The organism is Streptomyces sp. NPDC055243 (genome assembly GCF_044544025.1).
In the GTDB taxonomy this organism is placed as follows: domain Bacteria; phylum Actinomycetota; class Actinomycetes; order Streptomycetales; family Streptomycetaceae; genus Streptomyces.
On record NZ_JBITWR010000001.1, the window covers coordinates 1041867 to 1061964 of the forward strand.

Annotated in this window: 19 protein-coding genes; 16 read left to right on the forward strand and 3 right to left on the reverse strand. The window is 71.7% G+C overall.

Translation table 11 applies throughout. The features are described 5' to 3' along the window. Positions 1–348, reverse strand: a complete 348-nt coding sequence (locus ACIGXX_RS04550; protein ID WP_399972636.1) for an ArsR/SmtB family transcription factor — start codon at positions 346–348, stop codon at positions 1–3. Positions 349–426: 78 nt separating this feature from the next. Here ACIGXX_RS04550 and ACIGXX_RS04555 point away from each other — a divergent pair, with 78 nt between their 5' ends. From ACIGXX_RS04555 to ACIGXX_RS04605, 11 genes are all read left to right on the forward strand, one after another. Continuing rightward, the gene (locus ACIGXX_RS04555) at positions 427–1524 is read left to right on the forward strand and encodes a cation diffusion facilitator family transporter (protein ID WP_399972639.1); all 1098 of its coding nucleotides are present in this window, start codon (positions 427–429) and stop codon (positions 1522–1524) included. 330 nt (positions 1525–1854) lie between these two features. Next, a complete protein-coding gene (locus ACIGXX_RS04560) occupies positions 1855–2247 on the forward strand; it encodes a hypothetical protein (RefSeq protein ID WP_399972642.1) in 393 nt (130 codons plus the stop codon). Positions 2248–2402: 155 nt separating this feature from the next. Further along, the gene (locus ACIGXX_RS04565; RefSeq protein ID WP_383824322.1) at positions 2403–3098 is read left to right on the forward strand and encodes a DUF3105 domain-containing protein; all 696 of its coding nucleotides are present in this window, start codon (positions 2403–2405) and stop codon (positions 3096–3098) included. A gap of 91 nt (positions 3099–3189) precedes the next feature. Continuing rightward, positions 3190–3927: a hypothetical protein gene (locus tag ACIGXX_RS04570; RefSeq protein WP_383824325.1), complete on the forward strand. Its 738-nt coding sequence runs from the start codon at positions 3190–3192 to the stop codon at positions 3925–3927. Between the two features lie 257 nt (positions 3928–4184). Then, on the forward strand, positions 4185–5159 hold the full coding sequence (locus ACIGXX_RS04575; RefSeq protein WP_399972646.1) for a PstS family phosphate ABC transporter substrate-binding protein: 975 nt from the start codon (positions 4185–4187) through the stop codon (positions 5157–5159). Next, entirely contained in the window at positions 5156–6106 is a 951-nt protein-coding gene (pstC, locus tag ACIGXX_RS04580; protein ID WP_399972650.1) for a phosphate ABC transporter permease subunit PstC, read from the forward strand. Before ACIGXX_RS04575 ends, pstC begins: the two co-directional genes overlap by 4 nt. Next, positions 6103–7008: a phosphate ABC transporter permease PstA gene (gene pstA, locus ACIGXX_RS04585; RefSeq protein WP_351155871.1), complete on the forward strand. Its 906-nt coding sequence runs from the start codon at positions 6103–6105 to the stop codon at positions 7006–7008. Before pstC ends, pstA begins: the two co-directional genes overlap by 4 nt. Positions 7009–7212: 204 nt before the next feature. Then, entirely contained in the window at positions 7213–7971 is a 759-nt protein-coding gene (gene pstB / locus ACIGXX_RS04590; RefSeq protein ID WP_361474464.1) for a phosphate ABC transporter ATP-binding protein PstB, read from the forward strand. A gap of 12 nt (positions 7972–7983) precedes the next feature. Further along, positions 7984–8700 (forward strand): response regulator transcription factor, encoded by a 717-nt coding sequence (locus ACIGXX_RS04595; RefSeq protein WP_399972656.1) that lies wholly within the window; start codon positions 7984–7986, stop codon positions 8698–8700. A gap of 65 nt (positions 8701–8765) precedes the next feature. Beyond that, positions 8766–9662, forward strand: coding sequence for a DNA-binding protein (locus ACIGXX_RS04600; RefSeq protein WP_399972659.1), 897 nt, complete (start codon positions 8766–8768; stop codon positions 9660–9662). A gap of 462 nt (positions 9663–10124) precedes the next feature. Next, positions 10125–10601: a hypothetical protein gene (locus tag ACIGXX_RS04605; RefSeq protein WP_351155861.1), complete on the forward strand. Its 477-nt coding sequence runs from the start codon at positions 10125–10127 to the stop codon at positions 10599–10601. Here the strand turns inward: ACIGXX_RS04605 and ACIGXX_RS04610 are convergent, their stop codons facing one another. Next, the gene (locus ACIGXX_RS04610) at positions 10602–12803 is read right to left on the reverse strand and encodes an FUSC family protein (RefSeq protein WP_361474461.1); all 2202 of its coding nucleotides are present in this window, start codon (positions 12801–12803) and stop codon (positions 10602–10604) included. Between the two features lie 220 nt (positions 12804–13023). Between ACIGXX_RS04610 and ACIGXX_RS04615 the strand changes: the two genes are divergently transcribed. Next, complete coding sequence (locus ACIGXX_RS04615) at positions 13024–14517, forward strand: MFS transporter (RefSeq protein WP_399972662.1); 1494 nt, start codon at positions 13024–13026, stop codon at positions 14515–14517. Here the strand turns inward: ACIGXX_RS04615 and ACIGXX_RS04620 are convergent. Further along, positions 14483–15058 carry a TetR/AcrR family transcriptional regulator gene (locus ACIGXX_RS04620; protein ID WP_351155855.1) on the reverse strand — a complete coding sequence of 192 codons (576 nt, stop codon included), beginning with the start codon at positions 15056–15058 and terminating at the stop codon, positions 14483–14485. The genes ACIGXX_RS04615 and ACIGXX_RS04620 overlap by 35 nt on opposite strands. A 222-nt stretch (positions 15059–15280) precedes the next feature. On the opposite strand from ACIGXX_RS04620, the gene ACIGXX_RS04625 reads away from it, so the two are divergent. The 4 genes from ACIGXX_RS04625 to ACIGXX_RS04640 are packed head-to-tail and all read left to right on the forward strand — an operon-like array spanning position 15281 to position 20088. Next, positions 15281–15835 (forward strand): 2Fe-2S iron-sulfur cluster-binding protein, encoded by a 555-nt coding sequence (locus tag ACIGXX_RS04625; protein ID WP_351155853.1) that lies wholly within the window; start codon positions 15281–15283, stop codon positions 15833–15835. Next, complete coding sequence (locus ACIGXX_RS04630) at positions 15832–16824, forward strand: xanthine dehydrogenase family protein subunit M (protein ID WP_351155851.1); 993 nt, start codon at positions 15832–15834, stop codon at positions 16822–16824. The genes ACIGXX_RS04625 and ACIGXX_RS04630 overlap by 4 nt, the downstream gene beginning before the upstream one ends. Next, positions 16821–18947: a xanthine dehydrogenase family protein molybdopterin-binding subunit gene (locus tag ACIGXX_RS04635; protein WP_351155849.1), complete on the forward strand. Its 2127-nt coding sequence runs from the start codon at positions 16821–16823 to the stop codon at positions 18945–18947. The genes ACIGXX_RS04630 and ACIGXX_RS04635 overlap by 4 nt, the downstream gene beginning before the upstream one ends. After that, entirely contained in the window at positions 18940–20088 is a 1149-nt protein-coding gene (locus ACIGXX_RS04640; RefSeq protein ID WP_399972667.1) for an XdhC family protein, read from the forward strand. The genes ACIGXX_RS04635 and ACIGXX_RS04640 overlap by 8 nt, the downstream gene beginning before the upstream one ends. The last annotated feature ends 10 nt before the right edge of the window (positions 20089–20098 follow it).

Below are 20098 nucleotides of genomic sequence, written 5' to 3' on the forward strand. Positions count from 1 at the left end.
TCAGTCGTGGACGGCGGCGCCGCTGAGGTGGTGGTCGGCGAGGTTGAGGACCTCGTCGACCACGCGGCGCAGATGCCCGTCGGGCGGGCCGTAGATCATCCGTCGCCCTTCCTTGCGTGCGGACACGAGCCCGGCGATGCGCAGTTTGGCCAGGTGCTGGCTGACCGCCGGGCGGGCCGCGCCGCACGCGGCGGTCAGGGTCGTGACGTCCGCCTCGCCCTTGCCGAGGGTGTGCAGCAGGGCGAGCCGCGTGCGGTCGGCGAGGAGGCCCAGGACCTCGGCCGCATGGGCGAAGTGCTCGGCGCCCGGATCGTGCGGGTGCGCATCGTGCGCAGGTGATAGGTGCATGCGTGCGCTCATACGCACATAATGGGCGCGGGCGCCTCGCGGTGTCCACTCTCCGTCCCGCGTCGGAAGGCCGCACTCGTGAGTGAGCAGCACGGACACCCGCACCCTGCGCACGAGCACCACCCTCATGGCCATTCCCATTCCCACTCCCACTCCCACGGCCATGAGCCCGGCGGTGCGGGGCGTCGCTCGGCCCGCTGGTGGCACAAGGCCGGGCACGTGCTGAAACCGCACTCGCACGAGTCCGCCGACAAGGTCGACCCGGCGCTGGAATCGTCCGCGCGCGGCATGCGCGCGCTGTGGATCTCCCTGGCCGTCCTCGGCGTGACGGCCGTGGCCCAGGCGGTGATCGTGGTGCTCACCGGTTCGGTAGCGCTCCTCGGCGACACCGTGCACAACGCGGCCGACGCGTTGACCGCGATCCCGCTCGGCATCGCCTTCGTCCTGGGCCGCAGGGCCGCCACGCGCCGCTTCACCTACGGCTACGGCCGGGCCGAGGACCTCGCGGGCATCGTCATCCTCCTGACGATCGCCGCGTCCGCGGCCTTCGCGGCCTGGGCGGCGGTCGACCGGCTGCTCAACCCCCGCACCCTGAACCACCTCTGGGTGGTGGCCGCCGCTGCCGTCATCGGCTTCATCGGCAACGAATGGGTGGCCCGCTACCGCATCCGCGTCGGCCGCGAGATCGGCTCGGCCGCCCTGGTGGCCGACGGCCTGCATGCCAGGACGGACGGATTCACCTCGCTCGCCGTCCTGTTGAGCGCGGGCGGCGCCGCCCTGGGCTGGCGTCTCGCCGACCCGATCGTGGGCCTGCTGATCACCGCGGCGATCCTGCTGGTCCTGCGGGACGCGGCACGCGAGGTCTTCCGCCGGGTGATGGACGCCGTCGACCCGGCCCTGGTCGACGCGGCCGAGGCGGCGCTCCTGACGGTGCCCGGCGTACTCGGCGTGGGCGAGCTGCGCCTGCGCTGGATCGGCCACCGGCTGCGCGCCGAGGTGGCGGTCGTCGTGGACGGGGAGCTGTCCGTACGGGAGGCGCACGAGGTCGCGGTCGACGCGGAGCACGCCCTGCTGCACGCGGTCCCGAAGCTGACCGCCGCGCTGGTGCACGCCGACCCGGCGGTCGTGCCCGGCGCCCCGGACCCGCACAAGGTCCTTGCGCATCATGGGGCGTGAGGGGGCACGCTGAGCTTGGTCAGGCCGGGCTGCTGCGCATGGCCTGCGCGGTATGGCTTGGGTGGCATTGCCTTGGGCGGTGCGGCCCTGCGCGGTATGGCTTGGGTGGCATCTCCTTGCGTGGTGCGGCTGCGCGGTATGGCCTGAGCGGCATCTCCTTGCGTGGTGCGGCTGCGCGGTATGGCCTGAGCGGCATCTCCTTGCGTGGTGCGGCTGCGCGGTATGGCCTGAGCGGCACCTCCCTGCGTGGCACCTCCCCGCGCGGCATGGCCTGCACCGCACCGCCCCTGAGCCCCAGCACTGATCCGGCAGCGGCTACTATCTGCGGCCATGGCGTCAGGGCTGCGGGACACGGTGGGCGGAGAGCGGCGGACCGCCGCGCGCTGTGCCGTGTTCGGGGTCAGCCTCGCCACCCTGCTGGCCGTCCTGTGCGTGTGCTTCGGCTCGGCGGGGCATCACGACGACACGCGCGCTGGTGGCGTGGTCTCGGTCTCCGCCTCCGCGGGGGAAGCCTCGCTCGGTCACAGCTGTCCGCCCGGCGACCGGTGCGCCTCCGCCACGCACGCCACGGCGACCGCGCTCCCGGCCCCTGAACCGTCGGTGCCGACGACACTGGGGGAGGCGGGACTGCCCGCGCCCCCTGCCACCGCACATCCCTTGCCACGGGGGCCTGTTCACCGGTACGCCCCGGATCTCCACGTCCTTCAGGTGCAGAGGACCTAGGCCGGACCCCCGCGCGACCGAGTCGTCCTCCGTCCGTCACGGACGGCGGACGACAGACACAGTCACGATCACGGTCGCGCGCCCGTGCCGCTCACCTCACACACCATCACCACCGCCGTGCCCCGGGCACGGCGGGGACAAGGACATCCCCGGACATGGGCACCCCCAAGACAGGCAAGTCCAGGACAGGCAAGCAGAAGACGGGCAAGACGGCCGCGACAGCCGCGGCGCGCAAGACCCGCATCCAGGAGCAGCGCCGCGCCGAGCAGGCACGCGACCGGCGCAACCGCGTCATCGCCATCACCGCGGGCGTGGCCGTACTGGCCGGGCTCGCCGGATTCGGTTCGTACGTCCTGCTCGACGCGGCGGAGAAGAAGGATAAGAAGGAGGCCGTCGCGCAGGCCCCCGTCAAGGGCGAGAAGACGTGGGACGCGAAGAAGCTCGGGCGCAACCACGTCACGAAGAAGGTCGACTACCCGATGACCCCGGCAGCGGGCGGCGATCACAGCCAGGCCTGGGCCAACTGCCAGGGCGATGTGTACGACAAACCGCTGGGCGAGGAGAACGCCGTCCACTCGCTGGAGCACGGCGCCGTCTGGATCACGTACAACGACAAGGCGGCGGCCGGCGACATCAAGACCCTGAGTCGGAAGGTCAGCACGACGCCCTACACGCTGATGAGCCCGGTCGCCGAACAGAAGGGGGCCCTCACGCTCACCGCGTGGGGCCGCCAGCTCACCGTGGACAAGGCGTCCGACCCGCGGGTCGAGCAGTTCCTGGGCAAGTACGTGCAGGGAGACCAGACCCCCGAGCCCGGCGCGGCCTGCACGGGCGGGGTCGGACCGGCGTGAGGAGTGGCGCTTGAGCGGGAGCGGGCGGGCGGCGAGTCCCGCCCGCTCCCGCCGGGTGCCATAGAAGAGCGGTGCGCCTAGTCTCTGTGGTGTGCTGAGCATCGTTGATGATCTGGCCGGGTTCGGACCGCTGCGCATGTGCGCCCATGCGCCGTCGGCCGACGACCCCGACGACCTGACCGGACTGCGTGTGCTCCTCGTCGCGGACGTCCTCGCCCGCCTCGTCGAGCTGCGCGGCCGGACCGTCCTCATGGGGTGGACCTGTCCACCGGCAGCCGCCGCCGACGCCGCCGGTATCCGTCCGGCCGACGCCCACGGCACCCCCGAGGAGATCGCCGAGGCTCTCGGCGGCCCACCGGCCGTGCACCTCACCAGCCGTACGTACGAAGGCGCGGGCGGTCTGTCCCTGCACATCGGCGCAGCCGCCGCGCGAGGAGACGCCGACCAGAACGCCGACCAGAACGCGGACCGGGACGCTCTCGCCCTGCGGCTGCTCCTGCTCGGCCACCCGCACCACGAGCCCGTCGAGGTCACCGGGGAAGCCGTCGACGCCGCCGACGAGAAGCTGGCCAACTGGCGCAAGGCCGTGGCCGCCTGGGCCGAGGAGCCGTCCAAGGCGATGCCCGCCGACTTCGTGGAGCGGGCGCGCGCCGCCCTGGAGAACGGCTTGGGCACCCCGGCGGTGCTGCGACTGCTCGACGGTCTGGAAGCGGCCGTCGACGTACCGGGCGGCGCCAAGTTCGAGACGTTCGCCCATCTCGACCGCGTACTCGGCCTGGAGATCGTCCGCGATGTCGGCCGCTCGCACTCCGCCGAGGTGTACCGGTGACGGAGCGCGTCGCGGGCACGCCGCAATATCCCCAACTGCCCCTGGTGTAGCGGGAGTTGATTGCGTTCGGGCGGCATTCACCTAGTGGTGATCGTCCAGGGAGAAGCTCAGCCATGCTTCGGCGCCGCGACACCTCCCATACACCCGCGGTTCATATAGCCGCAGTTCGCTCCAAGGTGTCTTGTGGGAGCTCCGCTCCACGCGGACCTCCTCGGTTGCCGGCCCAGTCACCGGCCCGACATCAGGGATCGTGAGAGATGAACGCAACCAGTGGTTCACGAAGGTCCGTCGGGGGAGCGGCGCTGGCCTGCGCCGTGGCTCTCACCCTGAGTGCCTGCGGGGGCGGTGACGCGGGTGGCGGCTCCGGTGACGGCGATCAGCTCTCGGGCACGGTCAAGGTGGACGGCTCCAGCACCGTCGCCCCGCTGACGACGGCCGCGGCCGAGATCTACGCCGAGGAGCAGCCCAAGGTCCGTGTCACGGTGGGCACATCGGGCACAGGTGGCGGCTTCGAGAAGTTCTGCAACGGCGAGACCGACATCTCGGATGCCTCCCGTCCCATCAAGGACGAGGAGAAGGCCGCCTGCGAGAAGAAGAGCATCACGTACGAGGACTTCCAGGTCGCCAACGACGCGCTGACGGTCGTGGTGAACAAGGACGCCGACTGGGTGGACTGTCTGACCGTCGAGCAGCTGAAGAAGATCTGGGAACCCAAGTCCAAGGTGAACAACTGGAACCAGATCGACCCGAAATTCCCCGACCAGCCCTTGAAGCTGTTCGGCGCGGGCACCGACTCCGGCACCTTCGACTACTTCACCGAGGCGGTCAACGGCGAGGAGGGCGCCTCGCGTACCGACTACTCGCCGACCGAGGACGACAACGTCACCGTGCAGGGCGTCGAGGGCTCCAAGGGCGGGCTCGGCTACTTCGGTTACTCCTACTTCGAGGAGAACACCGACAAGCTCAAGGCCCTGAAGGTCGACGGCGGCAAGGGCTGCGTGGCGCCCGGCGTCGAGACGGCCCAGAACGGCGAGTACGCGCCCTTGTCCCGGCCGCTGTTCATCTACCCCAACGCCAAGTCCCTGGACCGGGAAGAGGTGTTGTCCTTCGTCGAGTACTACGTCGAGAACAACGAATCCATCGCCGAGGACGCGAAGTTCATCCCGCTCAACCAGAAGCAGGAGGAGCAGCTCAAGGGCGACCTCGACAAGCTGAAGGCGTCGACGAAGTGAGCCCGCCGCCCCGCCCGCCCTCCGTGGGGCCTCTTGGCCGGCGGTCCCTGCGCAGGGACCGCCCTCGCTACGGCGAACGGGCCGTCCAGACCGTGCTGTTGATCGCGGCCCTGGTGTCCGTCGCCACGACCGCGGGGATCGTCATCTCGCTGATCCCGCCCACCGCCGAGTTCTTCGAGCGGGTGGACGTCGGAGAGTTCCTGGGCGGCACCGAGTGGACCGCGCTGTTCACCAAGCCCCAGTACGGTGTCCTGCCGCTGCTCGGCGCGACCCTCCTGATCACCGTGATCGCGCTCCTGGTCGCGATTCCGGTCGGGCTCGGCTCGGCCGTCTACCTCAGCGAGTACGCGAGCCCGCGCGTGCGCAAGGTGCTCAAGCCCGCCCTCGAAGTGCTCGCCGGTGTACCGACCGTCGTCTACGGCTTCTTCGCCCTCAGCTTCGTCACGCCGCTCCTTCAGGACCACTGGCCGTTCGGCGAAGGGCCCGACTTCAACAACGCCCTGTCGGCGGGGCTCGTCATGGGCGTCATGATCATCCCGACCATCGCCTCGCTCTCGGAGGACGCCATGGCCGCCGTGCCGGACGCCCTGCGCGACGGCGCCTACGCGCTCGGCTCCGGCAAGCGCGTCGTGTCCGTACGCGTCGTGGTGCCCGCTGCCCTGTCCGGCATCGTCGCCGCCTGCGTCCTTGGCATCTCCCGCGCGATCGGCGAGACGATGATCGTCGCGATCGCCTCCGGCAACCGGGCCACGCTCAGCTTCAACCCGCTGGACGCGATGCAGACCATGACCGGATTCATCGCCCAGGCCGGCTCGGGCGACATCCCCGTCCAGTCCTTCGAGTACAAGACCATCTTCGCCGTCGGCGCCCTGCTGTTCGTCATCACCTTCGTGATGAACATGATCAGCATCCGCCTGGTGCGCAAGTACCGGGAGGTGTACGAATGACCGACATCCGCGTCACCGAACCACCCGCGCACGCGGCACCCCGCAAACTGGCGGGGCCGCGCTTCCGGCCCGGTGAAACCGCCTTTCGCGCCCTGCTGCTGTGCTGCCTGGGCGTGGGGATCGTCTTCCTCGGCGTGCTGCTCACGTACGTCCTGGTCGAGGCCTGGCCGCGCCTCGACTCGCGGCTGTGGAACAACTTCCCCTCGATCCGCAGGCCCGAGCGCGCGGGCGCCCAGTCCGCGATCTTCGGCACGATCTGGGTGGTCGCTTTCACCGCGCTCTTCTGCCTGCCGACCGGCGTCATGGCCGCCATCTACCTGGAGGAGTACGCCGACCCCAACCGCTGGTACAACCGCATGATCGAGCTGAACATCCAGAACCTGGCCGCCGTGCCCTCGATCATCTACGGCATCCTCGGCCTCGGTCTGCTTGCCCGCCAACTCTCCCTTGGTACAACGGTACTGACGGCCGCACTCACGCTGTCCCTGCTCGTCCTGCCGGTCGTCATCATCGCGTCGCGGGAGGCGATCCGGGCCGTGCCCCAGTCGATTCGGCAGGCGTCCCTGGCCCTGGGGGCGACCCAGTGGCAGACCATCCGCCGCCAGGTGCTTCCCGCGGCCGTACCCGGCATCGCGACGGGGTCGATCCTCGCCCTGTCGCGGGCCATCGGAGAGGCCGCGCCGCTGCTGCTGCTCGGCGCGGTGACGTACGTGGCCTTCAACCCCGAGGGCCTGGAGAGCGCGTACACCGTCCTGCCCATCCAGATCTTCGGCTGGATCAGCCAGTCCCGCGAGGAGTTCCACCACCTGGCCGCCGCCGCGATCGTCATCCTGCTCGCCATCCTCCTCCTCATGAACGCGGCCGCGATCTGGCTGCGCAACCGCTTCAGCAAGCGCTGGTGACCCCGATGAGCCAAGACCCCGTCCCTTCCCCCCCCCCCCCCCCCCCAAACCCCCCGCCCCCCCCCCCCCCCCCCCCCCCCCCCCCCCCCCCCCCCCCCCGACCCCACCCGCCACGACGCGCCCGAAGGGCGCTCCCTGGTCCTCGCGATCGGCGACCGCCGCCAAGGCCGGCCCACGCCCTCCCTCGGCGATCCGGTCTTCCACATCTCCGACCTGGACGTCTGGTACGCCGACCACCAAGCGGTCCGCGACGTGACGCTGACCATCGGCCGTCGCCAGATCACCGCGATGATCGGTCCGTCCGGCTGCGGAAAGTCCACCGTCATCCGCTGCCTCAACCGGATGAACGACCTCATCCCCGGCGCCCGCGTGACCGGCAAGGTCGTCTACCACGGGGAGAATCTGTACGACGCCGAGATCGACCCCATCGAGGTCCGCCGCCGCATCGGCATGGTCTTCCAGAAACCCAACCCGTTCCCCAAGTCGATCTACGACAACATCGCGTACGGCCCGCGGGTGAACGGCAAGAAGGGCAACCTCGACGACCTCGTGGAGGAGGCCCTGACCGGCGCCGCGCTCTGGGACGAGGTCAAGGACAAGCTCAAGGCGAGCGCCCTGGCGCTGTCCGGCGGGCAGCAGCAGCGGCTGTGCATCGCGCGGGCGATCGCCGTGCGGCCCGAGGTGATCCTGATGGACGAACCCTGCTCGTCACTCGACCCGATCGCCACCGCGCGCATCGAGGACCTGATGGCGTCTCTCGCGGCCGAGTTCACCATCGTCATCGTCACGCACAACATGCAGCAGGCGGCTCGGATCTCCGACTACACCGCCTTCTTCACCGCCGACGTGGACGACAAGGGCGTACGTCACGGGCGCCTCGTCGAGTACGACACCACCGAGAAGATCTTCGAGAACCCGGCCGACCCGCGCACCGAGGACTACATCACCGGCCGCTTCGGATAAGGGGGTGGCCCGATGCCGCAGCCCGGAGCGCGAAGGACGCCCAGGCGTCTGCCCACCGCACCCGCGCTGCTGCTCGCCGAGGCCGACGAGGCGGTCGCCGGGGAGGTGGCCGCCGGTCTCACCGCCGAAGGCATCAAGGTCACCGAATGCCGCGACGGCGCCGAAGTCCTGCTACGCGCGGGCCTGGAGCGGCCGTCCATGGTCCTCCTCGGTGTTCCGCTGCCCGTCGTCGACGCGGCGGCGGTCACCGAACTCCTCAGCCGTCTCTGCCCGTTGACGGTCGTCGTGGGGGTCGGCCGGCAGGACGCCGATGAGGCGGTGGCCGCCCTGAACGCCGGAGCGGTCGCCGTCGTCGCGCGCCCCTACCGCCTCGCCGAGATCCTTCCGCTGCTGTGGCGGGCGCCCGCGTCGGGCGCGGCACCGGGGGAGCGGCTCACGGTGGGCGACATCGAACTCGACCCGGCCGGGATGCACGTCCACGTACGCGGCAGGCCGCTGCACCTGCCGCTGCGGGAGTTCCAGGTCCTCGGCTATCTGATGCAGCACGCCCATCAGGTCGTGGGCCGCCAGCAGATCCTGCGCGAACTGTGGGGCGACGAACTCACCGACACCAACACACTCACCGTCCACATCAAGCGACTGCGCGAGAAGATCGGCTCGGTGCCCGGCAGTTGCTGCACCATCGACACCGTACGGGGGCTCGGATACCGCCTGGAGTCGGCCCGCTGAGCGGAGTGCCGGTCCCGGCCGGGGCGCCTGTCCCGTTCGGGAGACGCGTGGCGGATCATGGCAGGGTGATCCCCTTGGCCGTCCGCACCGTCGAGCGCCTCGTGGCCCTCGACGCCACCTCCGGCGCGACCTCCGCGATGCCCGCCGTGAGCGAGGCCGTGCGGCGCATCCCGGAGCTGTCCGCCGATCCCCGGACCCTGCGCCCCCAGGGCGGCGACCGGCTCGCGGCCCTCGCCGAACTGTGCGAAGTCATCGGGTGGATCCTCTTCGACGCGGGCCGCTACCGCGCTGCCCACCGGATGAACGCACGGGCGCTGGCCCTGGCGCAGGTGTGTGGCGACCGCTGGACGGCTCGCTTCGTCCTGCTGAACGACAGCATGCTCAAGGCCCATACGGGTGCGCCGCGCACCGCCCTGGAGACCGCGGCCCGCGTGGGCGGGGCCCGAGCACTCCCGGCCAGGGTCAGCACTCTCGTCCTGATCCGCCAAGCGCACGCGATCGCGCTCCTGGGCGGCGACCGGGAGCCCACGGACCTGATGGCCCGCGCCCGGAACCGGTTCCTGGACGGCGTATCGCGCCACGACCCGCCCTGGGCCTGGTGGATCGACCAGAACGAGCTGCTCGGCCACCAGGGCTGGGTCCTCGCCCGGCTGCGCCAGTGGGATCAGGCCATCCCCCTCCTGCACGAGGCGGCCACCGCACCCGGCCCCTCCTACCGGAACCTGTTCACCGCGCAGCTCCTGTCGGCCCTCGCACGAGCCGGAGCCTGGCGAGAGGCGCAGGACCTCATCGCCGAGATCGCTCCCCGCGCCGCCCGCATCGGCTCCGTACGCACCACCCAGACCCTTGGACGGACGGCATCCCACCTGCTGGGGAAGCCCGGCACCCCGGCACCGCTGCGGGAGGCGGCAGCGTTCCTCCTGGAGTCGCTGCCCGCGCCGGAAGGCACCGGCCCGAGCTGATCGCCGACCGGAAAGCGACCCACCCGACCCGTCCCCTGAACTGTCCCGGCCATGGGCGAGCCCCGCAGAGATCGTGCACCTGTTCCTCGCCGACCCGACCGCCGACCACGGCTGGGTGCACGACTGCGCGGTCGAGTGACCCGGCGTCGACGAGGCGCTGATCGCCCGGCTGCGCACACAGTTGCCGGTCGGGGAGTAGGTGCCGGTGTCTCGGTGGTGCATCGCCGTGCCGCAGCGCGAGTATCCGAGGCGTCTGAGGCCCCGACGGAGCGACATTTCAGCCCTCCGCCGGAGCCGCTTCGCGGCGTATTGCGTCCGCGTCCCAGTCGTACGACAGTCAAAGTGCCCTCTGCGGGAGCGAGTTGACGTCCGGCTCGCAGAGGGCCGCCCCGGACCCCGGCGAGAGATCACGCCTGATGTGAACCCTGCCCGCCGAGCGGGCTGCCGCCGGGGAGCCGGGACATGGACCGACGCGAACGCAGTGCCCTGACCGAGCAGGAGTGCCTCGAGCTGCTGGCCCGTACCCCGGCCGGACGCCTGTCCTTCGTCCATCGCGGTCTTCCGCACATCGAACTGGTCGGCCTGATCGACCTCGACGGGGAACCGGTGGCCCTGCTGCCCGACGACAGCGACATCGCCCGCGCCCTCTCGGCGGTCATCTCCCCGCGCAAGCTGGTCGCCGTGCAGACCGACGACCTGACCGAGGCCGGCCGCTGGGTGCGCTCCGTGACCGTCGTGGCCCGGCCCCGCTGGATCGTCAGCGTCGACGGGCTGCGCGTGTGCCGTCGCGCCGCCGCGGTCCGCGGCCTGCACACCGCCGCGGACGCCTGGTTCCTGGCCCTGACCCACCCCGCGCTCTCCGGTCAGCGCACCGCACTGCGTGCGGCACAGCCCCGACTCACGGCGGCCCAGGCCCCCAAGAGCGCCGTCGCGCGGTGATCAGAGCTGCGGGGCCCTGCTCGCCGACCTGCCGCGGCCCGCGACCGGCACGTCCAGGGGGCGGGCGAGGCCCACCACTCCCTCGTCGAGGCGCTGGAGATGGCGCAGGACGCGGTAGGTCACCGTGCCCGAACGGGGGGCGCCCGAGCCCTCGGCCTCCAGCATCGAGGCGATGCTGGCCCCCGACTCGACCTCACCCGTGGCCTTCTCGTCGTCCACGTACGCGGCGATGACCTCGAGGTTGTGGGCGATGCGCAGCCCCGCCCGCTCAAGGCGCGGATCGGCCGCCACGTTCTTGCTGTAGGGCACGAGCTCGGCCGTCGCGGCCAGCGAACGGGCGTGGTAGGCGCAGGTCTCCAGAAGCGCCACCAGGTAGCGGGCCGTCCTGCGGCGCCCGCGCAGCGGGGTGATCGGGTGGGTCAACGGCTGGATGGAGGCGCGCAGATCGTCGAGCGCGGTGTCCAAGTCCCGCGCCTTGTCCAGGAGGTCGGCCGCGGGGCCACCGCTGAGCTGCTCGACCGACGCGGAGATGACGTCGGCGAGCCGGGTCAGGACCGTGTTCAGGAGCTCGTCGGTGCGGTGGTCGGTGCGCACCGGAAGCACGAGGACCGCCGCGATGATGCCGCAGGCGGCCCCGAGCGCCGTCTCCTCGATGCGCAGCCAGAGCACGGCGAGGCTGTAGGTGTTCAGGAGTGTGTAGAGCAGGCCCAGCATCGCCGTGACGAAGAAGGACATGAGGGCGTACGACAGGGGAGCGGTGAAGAACATCGCGAAGATGAAGACCAGGACGAGCGCGAACGCCACCCAGGTGTGGTTGCCGACCAGACCCGCCAGCGCCACCCCCGCGACCACCCCGAGCACCGTGCCGAGCAGCCGCCGGTAGCCCTTGACCAGGATCTCGCCGGTGGAGGCGGTGTTGAGGAACACCACCCAGCAGGTGAGCACCGCCCAGTACCAGCGCTGCGTGGAGAGGAACTCGCCGCCGATGATGGCGAGCGTCGAGCCCACCGAGACCTGGAACGCGGCCCTGGTGGTGGGGCGCCGCAGCCCGGTGCGGTCGTCCTTGTCGGGTTCGGCGGCCTCCTCGGCGCCGGCGATCGCGATGTCCTCGGCGTCGAACTCCTCGCGGGAGCGGGTGGTCGCCGGTGAGTCGTCGGACTCGTCCTGCGGGCCGTCGAGCGCGAGCCGCAGGCCGAGGATGGCGCGTGCGGCCTCACCGATACCGCGGAAGACGTCCTGGACGGCCGCCGAGGCCCGGGGCAGATTGTCCTCGTCGCGGTAGCCGAGCAGCCTGTTGCGCACGTGGGCGAGACCCGTGCCCCGCTCCTCGGCGACCGGGCGGCCGACCAGCAGGTGCAGCGCGTTCAGATCGCGGCGCAGGGTGACGGTCGCGGCGTCCTCGGCGCGGATGCGCGTTCCCGTGGCCGGGACGGGAGCGTGCGGCAGATGCAGGGTGAGGGTGTCCGCGCGTTCGGCGCTGCGCGCGTTGAGCAGGAGTACGCCCAGACGTTCGGCGGCGATCTCCGCGTCCGCCACGCGGCGTTGGACCAGCGCCGCCGTGGCCTCGTCGGGGGTGCCCTCCTCGAGGCGGCCCTGGATCATCAGGGCGGTCTCGTGCAGCCGCGCGGTGCCGCGGCGCAGCTCGTCGAGGACCTTCTCCAACTGCTCGGGCGCGGCGTCGAGCAGCGCTGTCTGCGTGGCCACCAGCTGCGCGAGCCGCGCCCGGAAGGCGACGCGCAGCCGCGCCAGGTCACGTCCGGGCGTCTCGGGCACGACGGCGAACCGTACGACGGCGCTGCACACGAAGGCGACGGCCAGCGCCAGGTAGAGGCTGGGCAGGGCGGACGTGGTGGCGCCCACGAACAGCGAGACGAAGTAGACCTGAAAGCCGATCAGGCCCAGCGCGGTGCCCCGGTCGCCGAACCGGCGGCTGTAGACGGCACCGAAGATCAGCGCGACGAAGAAGATGTCACCGGCGACGACCTGGTTGTGCAGCAGCGCCCCCAGGGAGATCGCCGTGATCGCGACGGGCAGGCCGAGCGCGAGCGTGACCGCCTGGCCGCGCACTTCCTTCTCCTTGATGGCGAAGGTGGAGACCATCGCGGTCATCGCGCCCGCGACCATGTGCGTGACGTCCGTGCGCAGCAGCGCGAGGACGACGAGCGTGAGAGCGATCGCGCCGACCGTCCGCAGCCCCGCCATCAGTCGCAGGAGTCCGGGATCCGACGCCACAAAGCGGTCCCATGTGTTGGTCCTGGTCCGCCGTTTCACTGCGCTCACACCCTCATCGCCGCTGTTCAGGCCGGATTCTGTCACGGCGTGGTGCAACCGGGGCTTGAGGGTTCACAGCGTGATACACCCACGGCGTCGACCGGAAGCGGGCGAAAGTCTCCGGGGCGACTTCAACGAAACACTTGAAGTCATGAATCCAGCAGACAACGAACTGTCCGGGGCCCAGCCGCGCGCCGACGCCCCGGCACCGCACGACGCGGGGCCGGGCCCCGGACCCGACTCCGCCCGGCGACGCTTATGGACGCTCCTGGCGGTGAGCGCGGCCCAGCTCCTGGTGGTCCTGGACGGGACCATCGTGAACATCGCGCTGCCCTCCGCGCAGAGCGCGCTCGGCATGTCCGACGCGAGCCGGCAGTGGGCCGTCACCGCGTACGCGCTCGCCTTCGGCGGGCTGCTGCCGATCGGCGGCCGGGTCAGCGGCGCGCTCGGCCACCGGCGTGCGTTCCTCATCGGCCTGATCGGGTTCGCCGCCGCGTCCGCGCTCGGCGGGGCCGCCGTGCACCCCGAGATGCTCTTCGGGGCGCGCGCCCTGCAAGGGGTGTTCGCCGCGCTCCTGGCACCCGCGGGGCTCTCCTTGCTGACGATCACCTTCACCGAGCCCGGCGAACGCGGCAGGGCCTTCGGCGTGTTCGCCGCGGTGGGAGCCGCGGGATCGGCGGTCGGTCTGGTCGCCGGGGGACTGCTGACCGAGTACGCCAGCTGGCGCTGGTGTCTGTACGTCAACGTCCCCGTGGCCCTGCTCGCCGTGCTCGGCGCGGCGTTCGTGCCACGCGACCGGCCGGTGCGCGACGCGGGGCGGCTCGATGGCGCGGGCGCCCTGCTCAGCGCCACGGGCTTCGCCGCGATCGTGTACGCGTTCAACGAGGCGGAACCTCTCGGGTGGGGGGCGCCGAAGGTGCTCGCCCTGCTCGCGGGCGGTGTCCTGCTGCTCGCAGCGTTCGCGGCCGTCGAGGTCCGCGCACCGCGGCCGCTACTGCCGATGTACGTCCTCGTGCACCGCGCCCGCGCCGCCGCGTTCGCCTCGATCACGCTGCTGTTCGTCGCGATGTTCGGCTTCTACCTGTTCATGAGCTACTACACGCAGACCGTCCTCGGCTACTCACCCGTCGAGGCGGGCCTGACGCTGATCATCAACGCCGTGGCCGCCCTGGTCGGCGCGACACTGATCGCCGGGAAGCTGCACGGACGCGTCGCGCCCGCCGCGCTGATCGTGCCGGGGCTGCTCGCCGCCGCCGCGGGGATGTTCCTGCTGACCCGCCTGACGGCGCAGAGCACGGACGTCTTCCCGCTGTACCTGGTGCCCGCGCTGATCCTGACCGGCCTGGGCCTGGGCTGCGTCCTGCCGCCCACCGCGAGCCTGGCCACCGCGGACGTGCCGCCCCGCGACATCGGAGCCGCGGCGGCCGCGTACAACGCCTCCCAGCAGCTGGGAGCGGCGCTCGGCACGGCCCTGCTCAACACGGTCGCGGCCAGCGCCACCGCCTCATACCTGGCGTCCACCGCGGCCGCCACGCCCACGGCGGCCTCCGTGCACGGCTACACCACGGCCCTGACGGTCGCCTTCGGCATCCTTCTGGCCGCGGCGGGCGTCACCGCGGCGCTCCTGCGCGCAGGCCGTCCATGACCAGGTCCAGGAGCCGTCCCGCGCGCGTCTGCCAGTCGCCGTGCGGGTCGATCTGCCAGAGGCCCGCGATGGCCAGCAGGAAATCGTCGGGGGTGACGCCGGGGCGGATGGTGCCCGCCTCCTCGTTCGCCTTCAGGAGGAGCGTGACCGCCGAGCTCACCGGCCCGTGCCCCACGCCCGCGAAAGAGCCCTGCGCGCTGGTGGCCTTGCGCATCGCGTCGGCCAGGCCCGCCTTGGCCATGGCGTACTGCGCGAGGCGGTCCATCCACTCCCGCAGGGCCTGGTCGGGCGGCCGGGTCTGCAGGAGCTGGCAGGCGGTGTCGGCGACCTGCTGGACCTCGTAGCGGTAGACCTCCAGGACGAGAGCCTCGCGGTTGGGGAAGTTGCGGTAGAAAGTCCCCTGCCCGACGCACGCCTTCTTCGCGATCGCGCTCAGCGGGGCGTCCGCCGACTGCGTCAATTCGGCCAGGGCCACTTCCAGGATGCGCTCGCGATTCCGTTGCGCGTCCGAGCGCAGCTGGGGGTCCTTCTTGGGATGCACTCGTCCTCCTCCCGAGAATCGCGGCTCGGATCACTCTTGCTAAGCGGACAGCTGTCCGTTAAGTTTTGAAGCTAACGGACAGCTGTCCGCTTAGGGTCACCATACCGGCAGACCCCCTCTACGCACAGCGCCATCTCTTCCCGGAGTCTCCCTCGGGGCCGCCCCGTACGACGCTCCCGCTCTTACGTGACAGAAGCTGACAGAAGCGAAAGAAGGCTGATCGTGGCCCTATCGACGTCCAGCGCCATCACGCTGAACATCAACGGCGAAAAGCACTCGCTGCCCGTCGACCACCGCACCACCCTGCTCGACGCCCTGCGCGAGCGCCTCGATCTGACCGGCACCAAGAAGGGCTGCGACCAAGGGCAGTGCGGCGCCTGCACGGTGCTGATCGACGGTCGCCGCGCGGTGTCCTGCCTGCAACTCGCCGTCGCCTCCGAGGGACGCGAGATCACCACCATCGAAGGCGTGGCACAGGGAGACCAACTGCACCCGGTGCAGCAGGCGTTCCTCGACCTCGACGGCTACCAGTGCGGCTACTGCACGCCGGGACAGATCTGTTCGGCCATCGCGGTCATCGAGGAGCACGCGGCGGGCTGGCCCAGCGCCGCGACCACCGACGTACGGCCCGAGGCGGGCGTGCCGCAACTGAGCGCCGACGAGATTCGGGAGCGCATGAGCGGCAACCTCTGCCGCTGCGGCGCGTACGTGTCGATCGTCCAGGCGGTCGCGCAGGCGGCAGCCGCAGAGACCGAGGGTACGGAGGCCGTGGCATGAGGGAATTCGGATATCAGCGGGCGTCCGACGTCCCCGGCACGGTCGCGCTCCTGGGCACCGACCCCGACGCACGCGTCCTGGGCGGCGGCACGAACCTCGTCGACCTGATGAAGGCCGGCGTGGAGCGGCCCGGACTGCTCGTGGACGTACGCGAGTTGCCCCTCGACCGGATCGAGACCACGGACGACGGCGGTCTGCGGATCGGCGCGACCGTCACCAACAGCGATCTCGCGGCCGACCCCGAAGTGCGCCGCCGCTACCCCGCGTTGGCGGAGGCCGTCCTGGCCGGCGCGTCGGGCCAGCTGCGCAACATGGCGACCGTCGGCGGCAACCTGCTCCAGCGCACCCGCTGCGGCTACTTCGCCGACCTGTCCAAACCCTGCAACAAACGCGATCCCGGCAGCGGTTGCCCCGCCATCGAGGGCGAGCACCACAACCACGCCATCCTCGGCGCCACCGAGCACTGCGTGGCCGTCCACCCCTCCGACATGGGGGTGGCGCTCGCCGCCTTCGACGCCGTCATCTCGTACGAAACGGCCGAGGGCACCGGCGAGTTGGCGCTCGCGGACTTCTACCTGGCCGTGGGCAGCACCCCGCACCTGGAGACCGCGCTGCCCTCCGGCGCGCTCATCACCGGCATCACCCTGCCTCCCGCCCCGGTCGCCGCCCACTCCCGCTACCGCAAGGTGCGCGAGCGCGCGTCGTACGCCTTCGCGATCGGCTCGATCGCCGCGGCGCTCGACGTCCAGGACGGCGTCGTACGCGAAGTGCGCCTGGCCTTCGGCGCGGTGGCGTCCCGGCCGTGGCGCGCACGGGAGGCCGAGCGGGCCCTGACGGGCGGCCCGGCGACCGCCGAGGCGTTCGCCGCGGCCGCCGACGCCGAGCTGGCCGCAGCCCGGACGCTGCCCGACAACGGCTACAAGGTGACGCTGATGCGCAACCTCGTCGTCGCCCTGCTGACCGAGCTCACCGAGGAGACCGCTCGATGACCACGACGACCACGTCCACAGCGGCGACGACCGCCGCCGGCGCTTCGTACACCCGCGTGGAGGGCCGGGACAAGGTCACCGGCGCGGCCCGGTACGCCGGGGAGATCCCCTTCGCCGAACTGGCCCACGGCTGGCTGGTGCTGTCCACCATCGCCCGCGGCCGTATCCTCTCGGTCGAGTCCGACCCCGTCCGCACGATGCCCGGCGTCCTGGCCGTCATGCACCACGGCAACGCGCCGCGCGTCGACTCGAACTACGTCAGCATGCTCGGCCCGCCCGACCCGATCGTCGAGGTCTTCCAGCACGACCGGGTGCCCTTCGTCGGCTGGCCCGTGGCACTGGTCGTCGCCGAGACCTCCGAGCAGGCCAGAGAAGCCGCCGAGGCACTGGTGGTGCGGTACGAAGAGGAGTCGCACGACGTCGCGTTCTCCGCGGAGCACCCCGGCACGTACACGCCCGAGGGCGACGGCCACCTGATGGAGAAGGGCGACCTGGAGGCCGAACTCGCCGCGTCCGCCCACGTCGTGGACGCGGAGTACACCACCCCCGAAGAGCACCACGGCTCGATGGAACCGCACGCGGCGATGGCGCGCTGGGACAGCGGACGCCTCGAGGTCGTCGACTCCAACCAGGGCAGCACCTGGGTCGCCGACGAGCTGGCCAAGCTCTTCTCGCTCGACCCGGCCTCGGTGCGGGTGCGCTCCGAACACATCGGCGGCGCCTTCGGGTCCAAGGGCGTACGCGTGCACCAGATCCTCGCCGTGATGGCGGCGACGCTCCTGGACCGCCCGGTCAGGGTCGTCCTCAGCCGTCGCCAGCTGTTCTCGCTCACCGGCTACCGCAGCCCCACCGCCCAGCGCGTGCGCCTCGGTGCCGACGCCGACGGGCGGCTGCGCGCCGTCGACCACCAGGCGCACAGCCTCACCTCGACGGTGCATGAATTCGTCGAGGGTAGCGCCGGTTTCGGGCGCCCCATGTACGCCGCCGACGCCCACCGCAGCGTCAACCGCGTGGTGCGCCTGGACGTGCCGACGCCGACCTACATGCGCGCGCCCGGCGAGGCCCCGGGCTCCTTCGCCCTGGAGTCCGCGCTCGACGAACTCGCCGAGCGGTGCGGCGTGGACCCGATCGCGCTGCGCGCACGGAACGAACCGGACGTGGGCCCCGTCTCCGGCCTCCCGTTCGCCAGCCGCAATCTGCTGTCCGCCTTCCAGGAGGGTGCCCGCCGGTTCGGCTGGGCCGACCGCGACCCGCGTCCGGGCGTGCGGCGCGAAGGGCGCTGGCTGCTGGGCACCGGCACGGCGGCGGCCACCTTCCCGGTGATCGTCGCGCCGTCCACGGCGGCCGTGACGGCGGAGGCCGACGGCACCTTCACGGTGCGGATCACCGCGGCGGACGTCGGGACGGGCGCGCGGACCGCGCTGACGCTGATCGCCGCGGAAGCCCTCGAAGTACCGCAGGACCGCGTCCATGTGCGCATCGGCGACAGCGACTTCGGCCCGGCGGCGATCTCCGGCGGATCGATGGGCACCCGCTCCTGGGGCTGGGCGGTCACGGCCGCGGTGAGTGAGCTGCGGGAGCAACTGGCCCTGGGCGGCGACATTCCGCCGCAGGGCATCACCGTGCGCTCCGACACCAGTGCCGCCGTGGGAGGCCTTTCGCAGAAGGAACGGCACTCCTTCGGCGCGCAGTTCGCCGAGGTCGCCGTCGACGTCACCACCGGCGAGGTGCGCGTGCGGCGCATGCTCGGCATGTTCGCAGCGGGCCGCATCATCAACCCGCTGACCGCACGCAGCCAGTTCGTCGGCGGCATGACCTGGGGCCTGTCCATGGCCCTGCACGAGGAAGCCCACCGGGACCAGGCGACGGGCGGACACGTCGGCGCCGACTTCGCGGGCTACCACTTCGCGGCCAACGCGGATGTGCCGGTCATCGAGGCCGACTGGGTGGAGGACACGGACGCGGACGACCCGATCGGCATCAAGGGCATCGGCGAGATCGGCATCGTGGGCGCCGCCGCGGCGATCGCCAACGCGGTCTGGCACGCCACCGGCGTACGCCACCGCCACCTGCCGATCCGGCCCGACCGCATCCTGAACGGGGGAGGAGCCGGGGGTGCTTGACATCGCCGAAGAGCTGAACCGCTGGGTCGAGGAGGGCCGGGACTTCGCCGTCGCCACCGTCGTGACGGTGGGCGGCAGCGCACCGCGCGATCCGGGCGCCGCCCTCGCCGTCGACAGCGAGGGCACGGCCATCGGTTCGGTCTCCGGCGGCTGTGTGGAAGGGGCGGTGTACGAGCTGTGCGTTCAGGCGCTCCAGGACGGCACGGCCGTGCGCGAGCGCTTCGGCTACAGCGACGAGGACGCCTTCGCGGTCGGCCTGACCTGCGGCGGCGTGATCGAGGTCCTGGTCACGCCGCTGGGCGCGGACGCGCCTGCCCGGCAGGTCTTCGCGGCGGCCCTCGCGGCCGCCGCCCGGGGCGAGGCCGCGGCGATCGCCCGCGTTGCGCTCGGCCCGGCCGAACTCCTCGGCAGGGTCGTGCTCGTCCACACCGACGGATCGTACGAAGGAGGCCTGGACGGCCATCCGGAACTCGACCGGACGGTGGTGGGGGAGACCCGCGCCATGCTGGACGCGGGCCGCACCGGCGAGTTCGTCGTCTCGGAGAGCGGATCGCGCTGCGGGGCGCCCCTGACCCTGTTCGTCGAGTCGAGCGTGCCGCCGCCCCGCATGATCGTGTTCGGTGCGATCGACTTCGCCGCGGCCCTGGTGCGCACGGGCAAGTTCCTCGGCTACCACGTGACCGTGTGCGACGCCCGGCCGGTCTTCGCCACCCGGACCCGCTTCCCCGAGGCCGACGACATCGTGGTCGACTGGCCGCACCGCTACCTCCGGGACACCCCGACCGACGGCCGCACGGTCCTGTGCGTCCTCACCCATGACGCCAAGTTCGACATCCCGCTCCTTGAGGTGGCCCTGCGGCTTCCGGTCGCGTTCGTCGGCGCGATGGGCTCGCGCCGCACCCACGAGGACCGCAACCGGCGGCTGCTCGACGTCGGCGTCAGCGACGAGGAGCTGGCGCGGCTGCACTCCCCGATAGGGCTCGACCTCGGGGCCCGTACGCCGGAGGAGACCGCCCTGTCCATCGCGGCGGAGATCGTCGCGGCGCGGCGGGGCGGGTCGGGCGTTCCGCTGACCGACTCCAAGATGCCGATCCATCACGAGGCGGGCGGTGCGGCGGGCGGTACCCACGTGGCCGCCTGACCTGACCGGG

Coding starts and splice junctions, on each gene's coding strand:
- ACIGXX_RS04610 (WP_361474461.1), bottom strand. CDS start 12,803: ATGGCGGGGCTGCGGACGGTCGGCGCGATCGCTCTCACGCTCGTCGTC.
- ACIGXX_RS04550 (WP_399972636.1), bottom strand. CDS start 348: ATGCACCTATCACCTGCGCACGATGCGCACCCGCACGATCCGGGCGCC.
- ACIGXX_RS04605 (WP_351155861.1), top strand. CDS start 10,125: ATGGACCGACGCGAACGCAGTGCCCTGACCGAGCAGGAGTGCCTCGAG.
- ACIGXX_RS04615 (WP_399972662.1), top strand. CDS start 13,024: ATGAATCCAGCAGACAACGAACTGTCCGGGGCCCAGCCGCGCGCCGAC.
- ACIGXX_RS04575 (WP_399972646.1), top strand. CDS start 4,185: ATGAACGCAACCAGTGGTTCACGAAGGTCCGTCGGGGGAGCGGCGCTG.
- ACIGXX_RS04635 (WP_351155849.1), top strand. CDS start 16,821: ATGACCACGACGACCACGTCCACAGCGGCGACGACCGCCGCCGGCGCT.
- ACIGXX_RS04595 (WP_399972656.1), top strand. CDS start 7,984: ATGCCGCAGCCCGGAGCGCGAAGGACGCCCAGGCGTCTGCCCACCGCA.
- ACIGXX_RS04565 (WP_383824322.1), top strand. CDS start 2,403: ATGGGCACCCCCAAGACAGGCAAGTCCAGGACAGGCAAGCAGAAGACG.
- ACIGXX_RS04560 (WP_399972642.1), top strand. CDS start 1,855: ATGGCGTCAGGGCTGCGGGACACGGTGGGCGGAGAGCGGCGGACCGCC.
- pstA (WP_351155871.1), top strand. CDS start 6,103: ATGACCGACATCCGCGTCACCGAACCACCCGCGCACGCGGCACCCCGC.
- ACIGXX_RS04630 (WP_351155851.1), top strand. CDS start 15,832: ATGAGGGAATTCGGATATCAGCGGGCGTCCGACGTCCCCGGCACGGTC.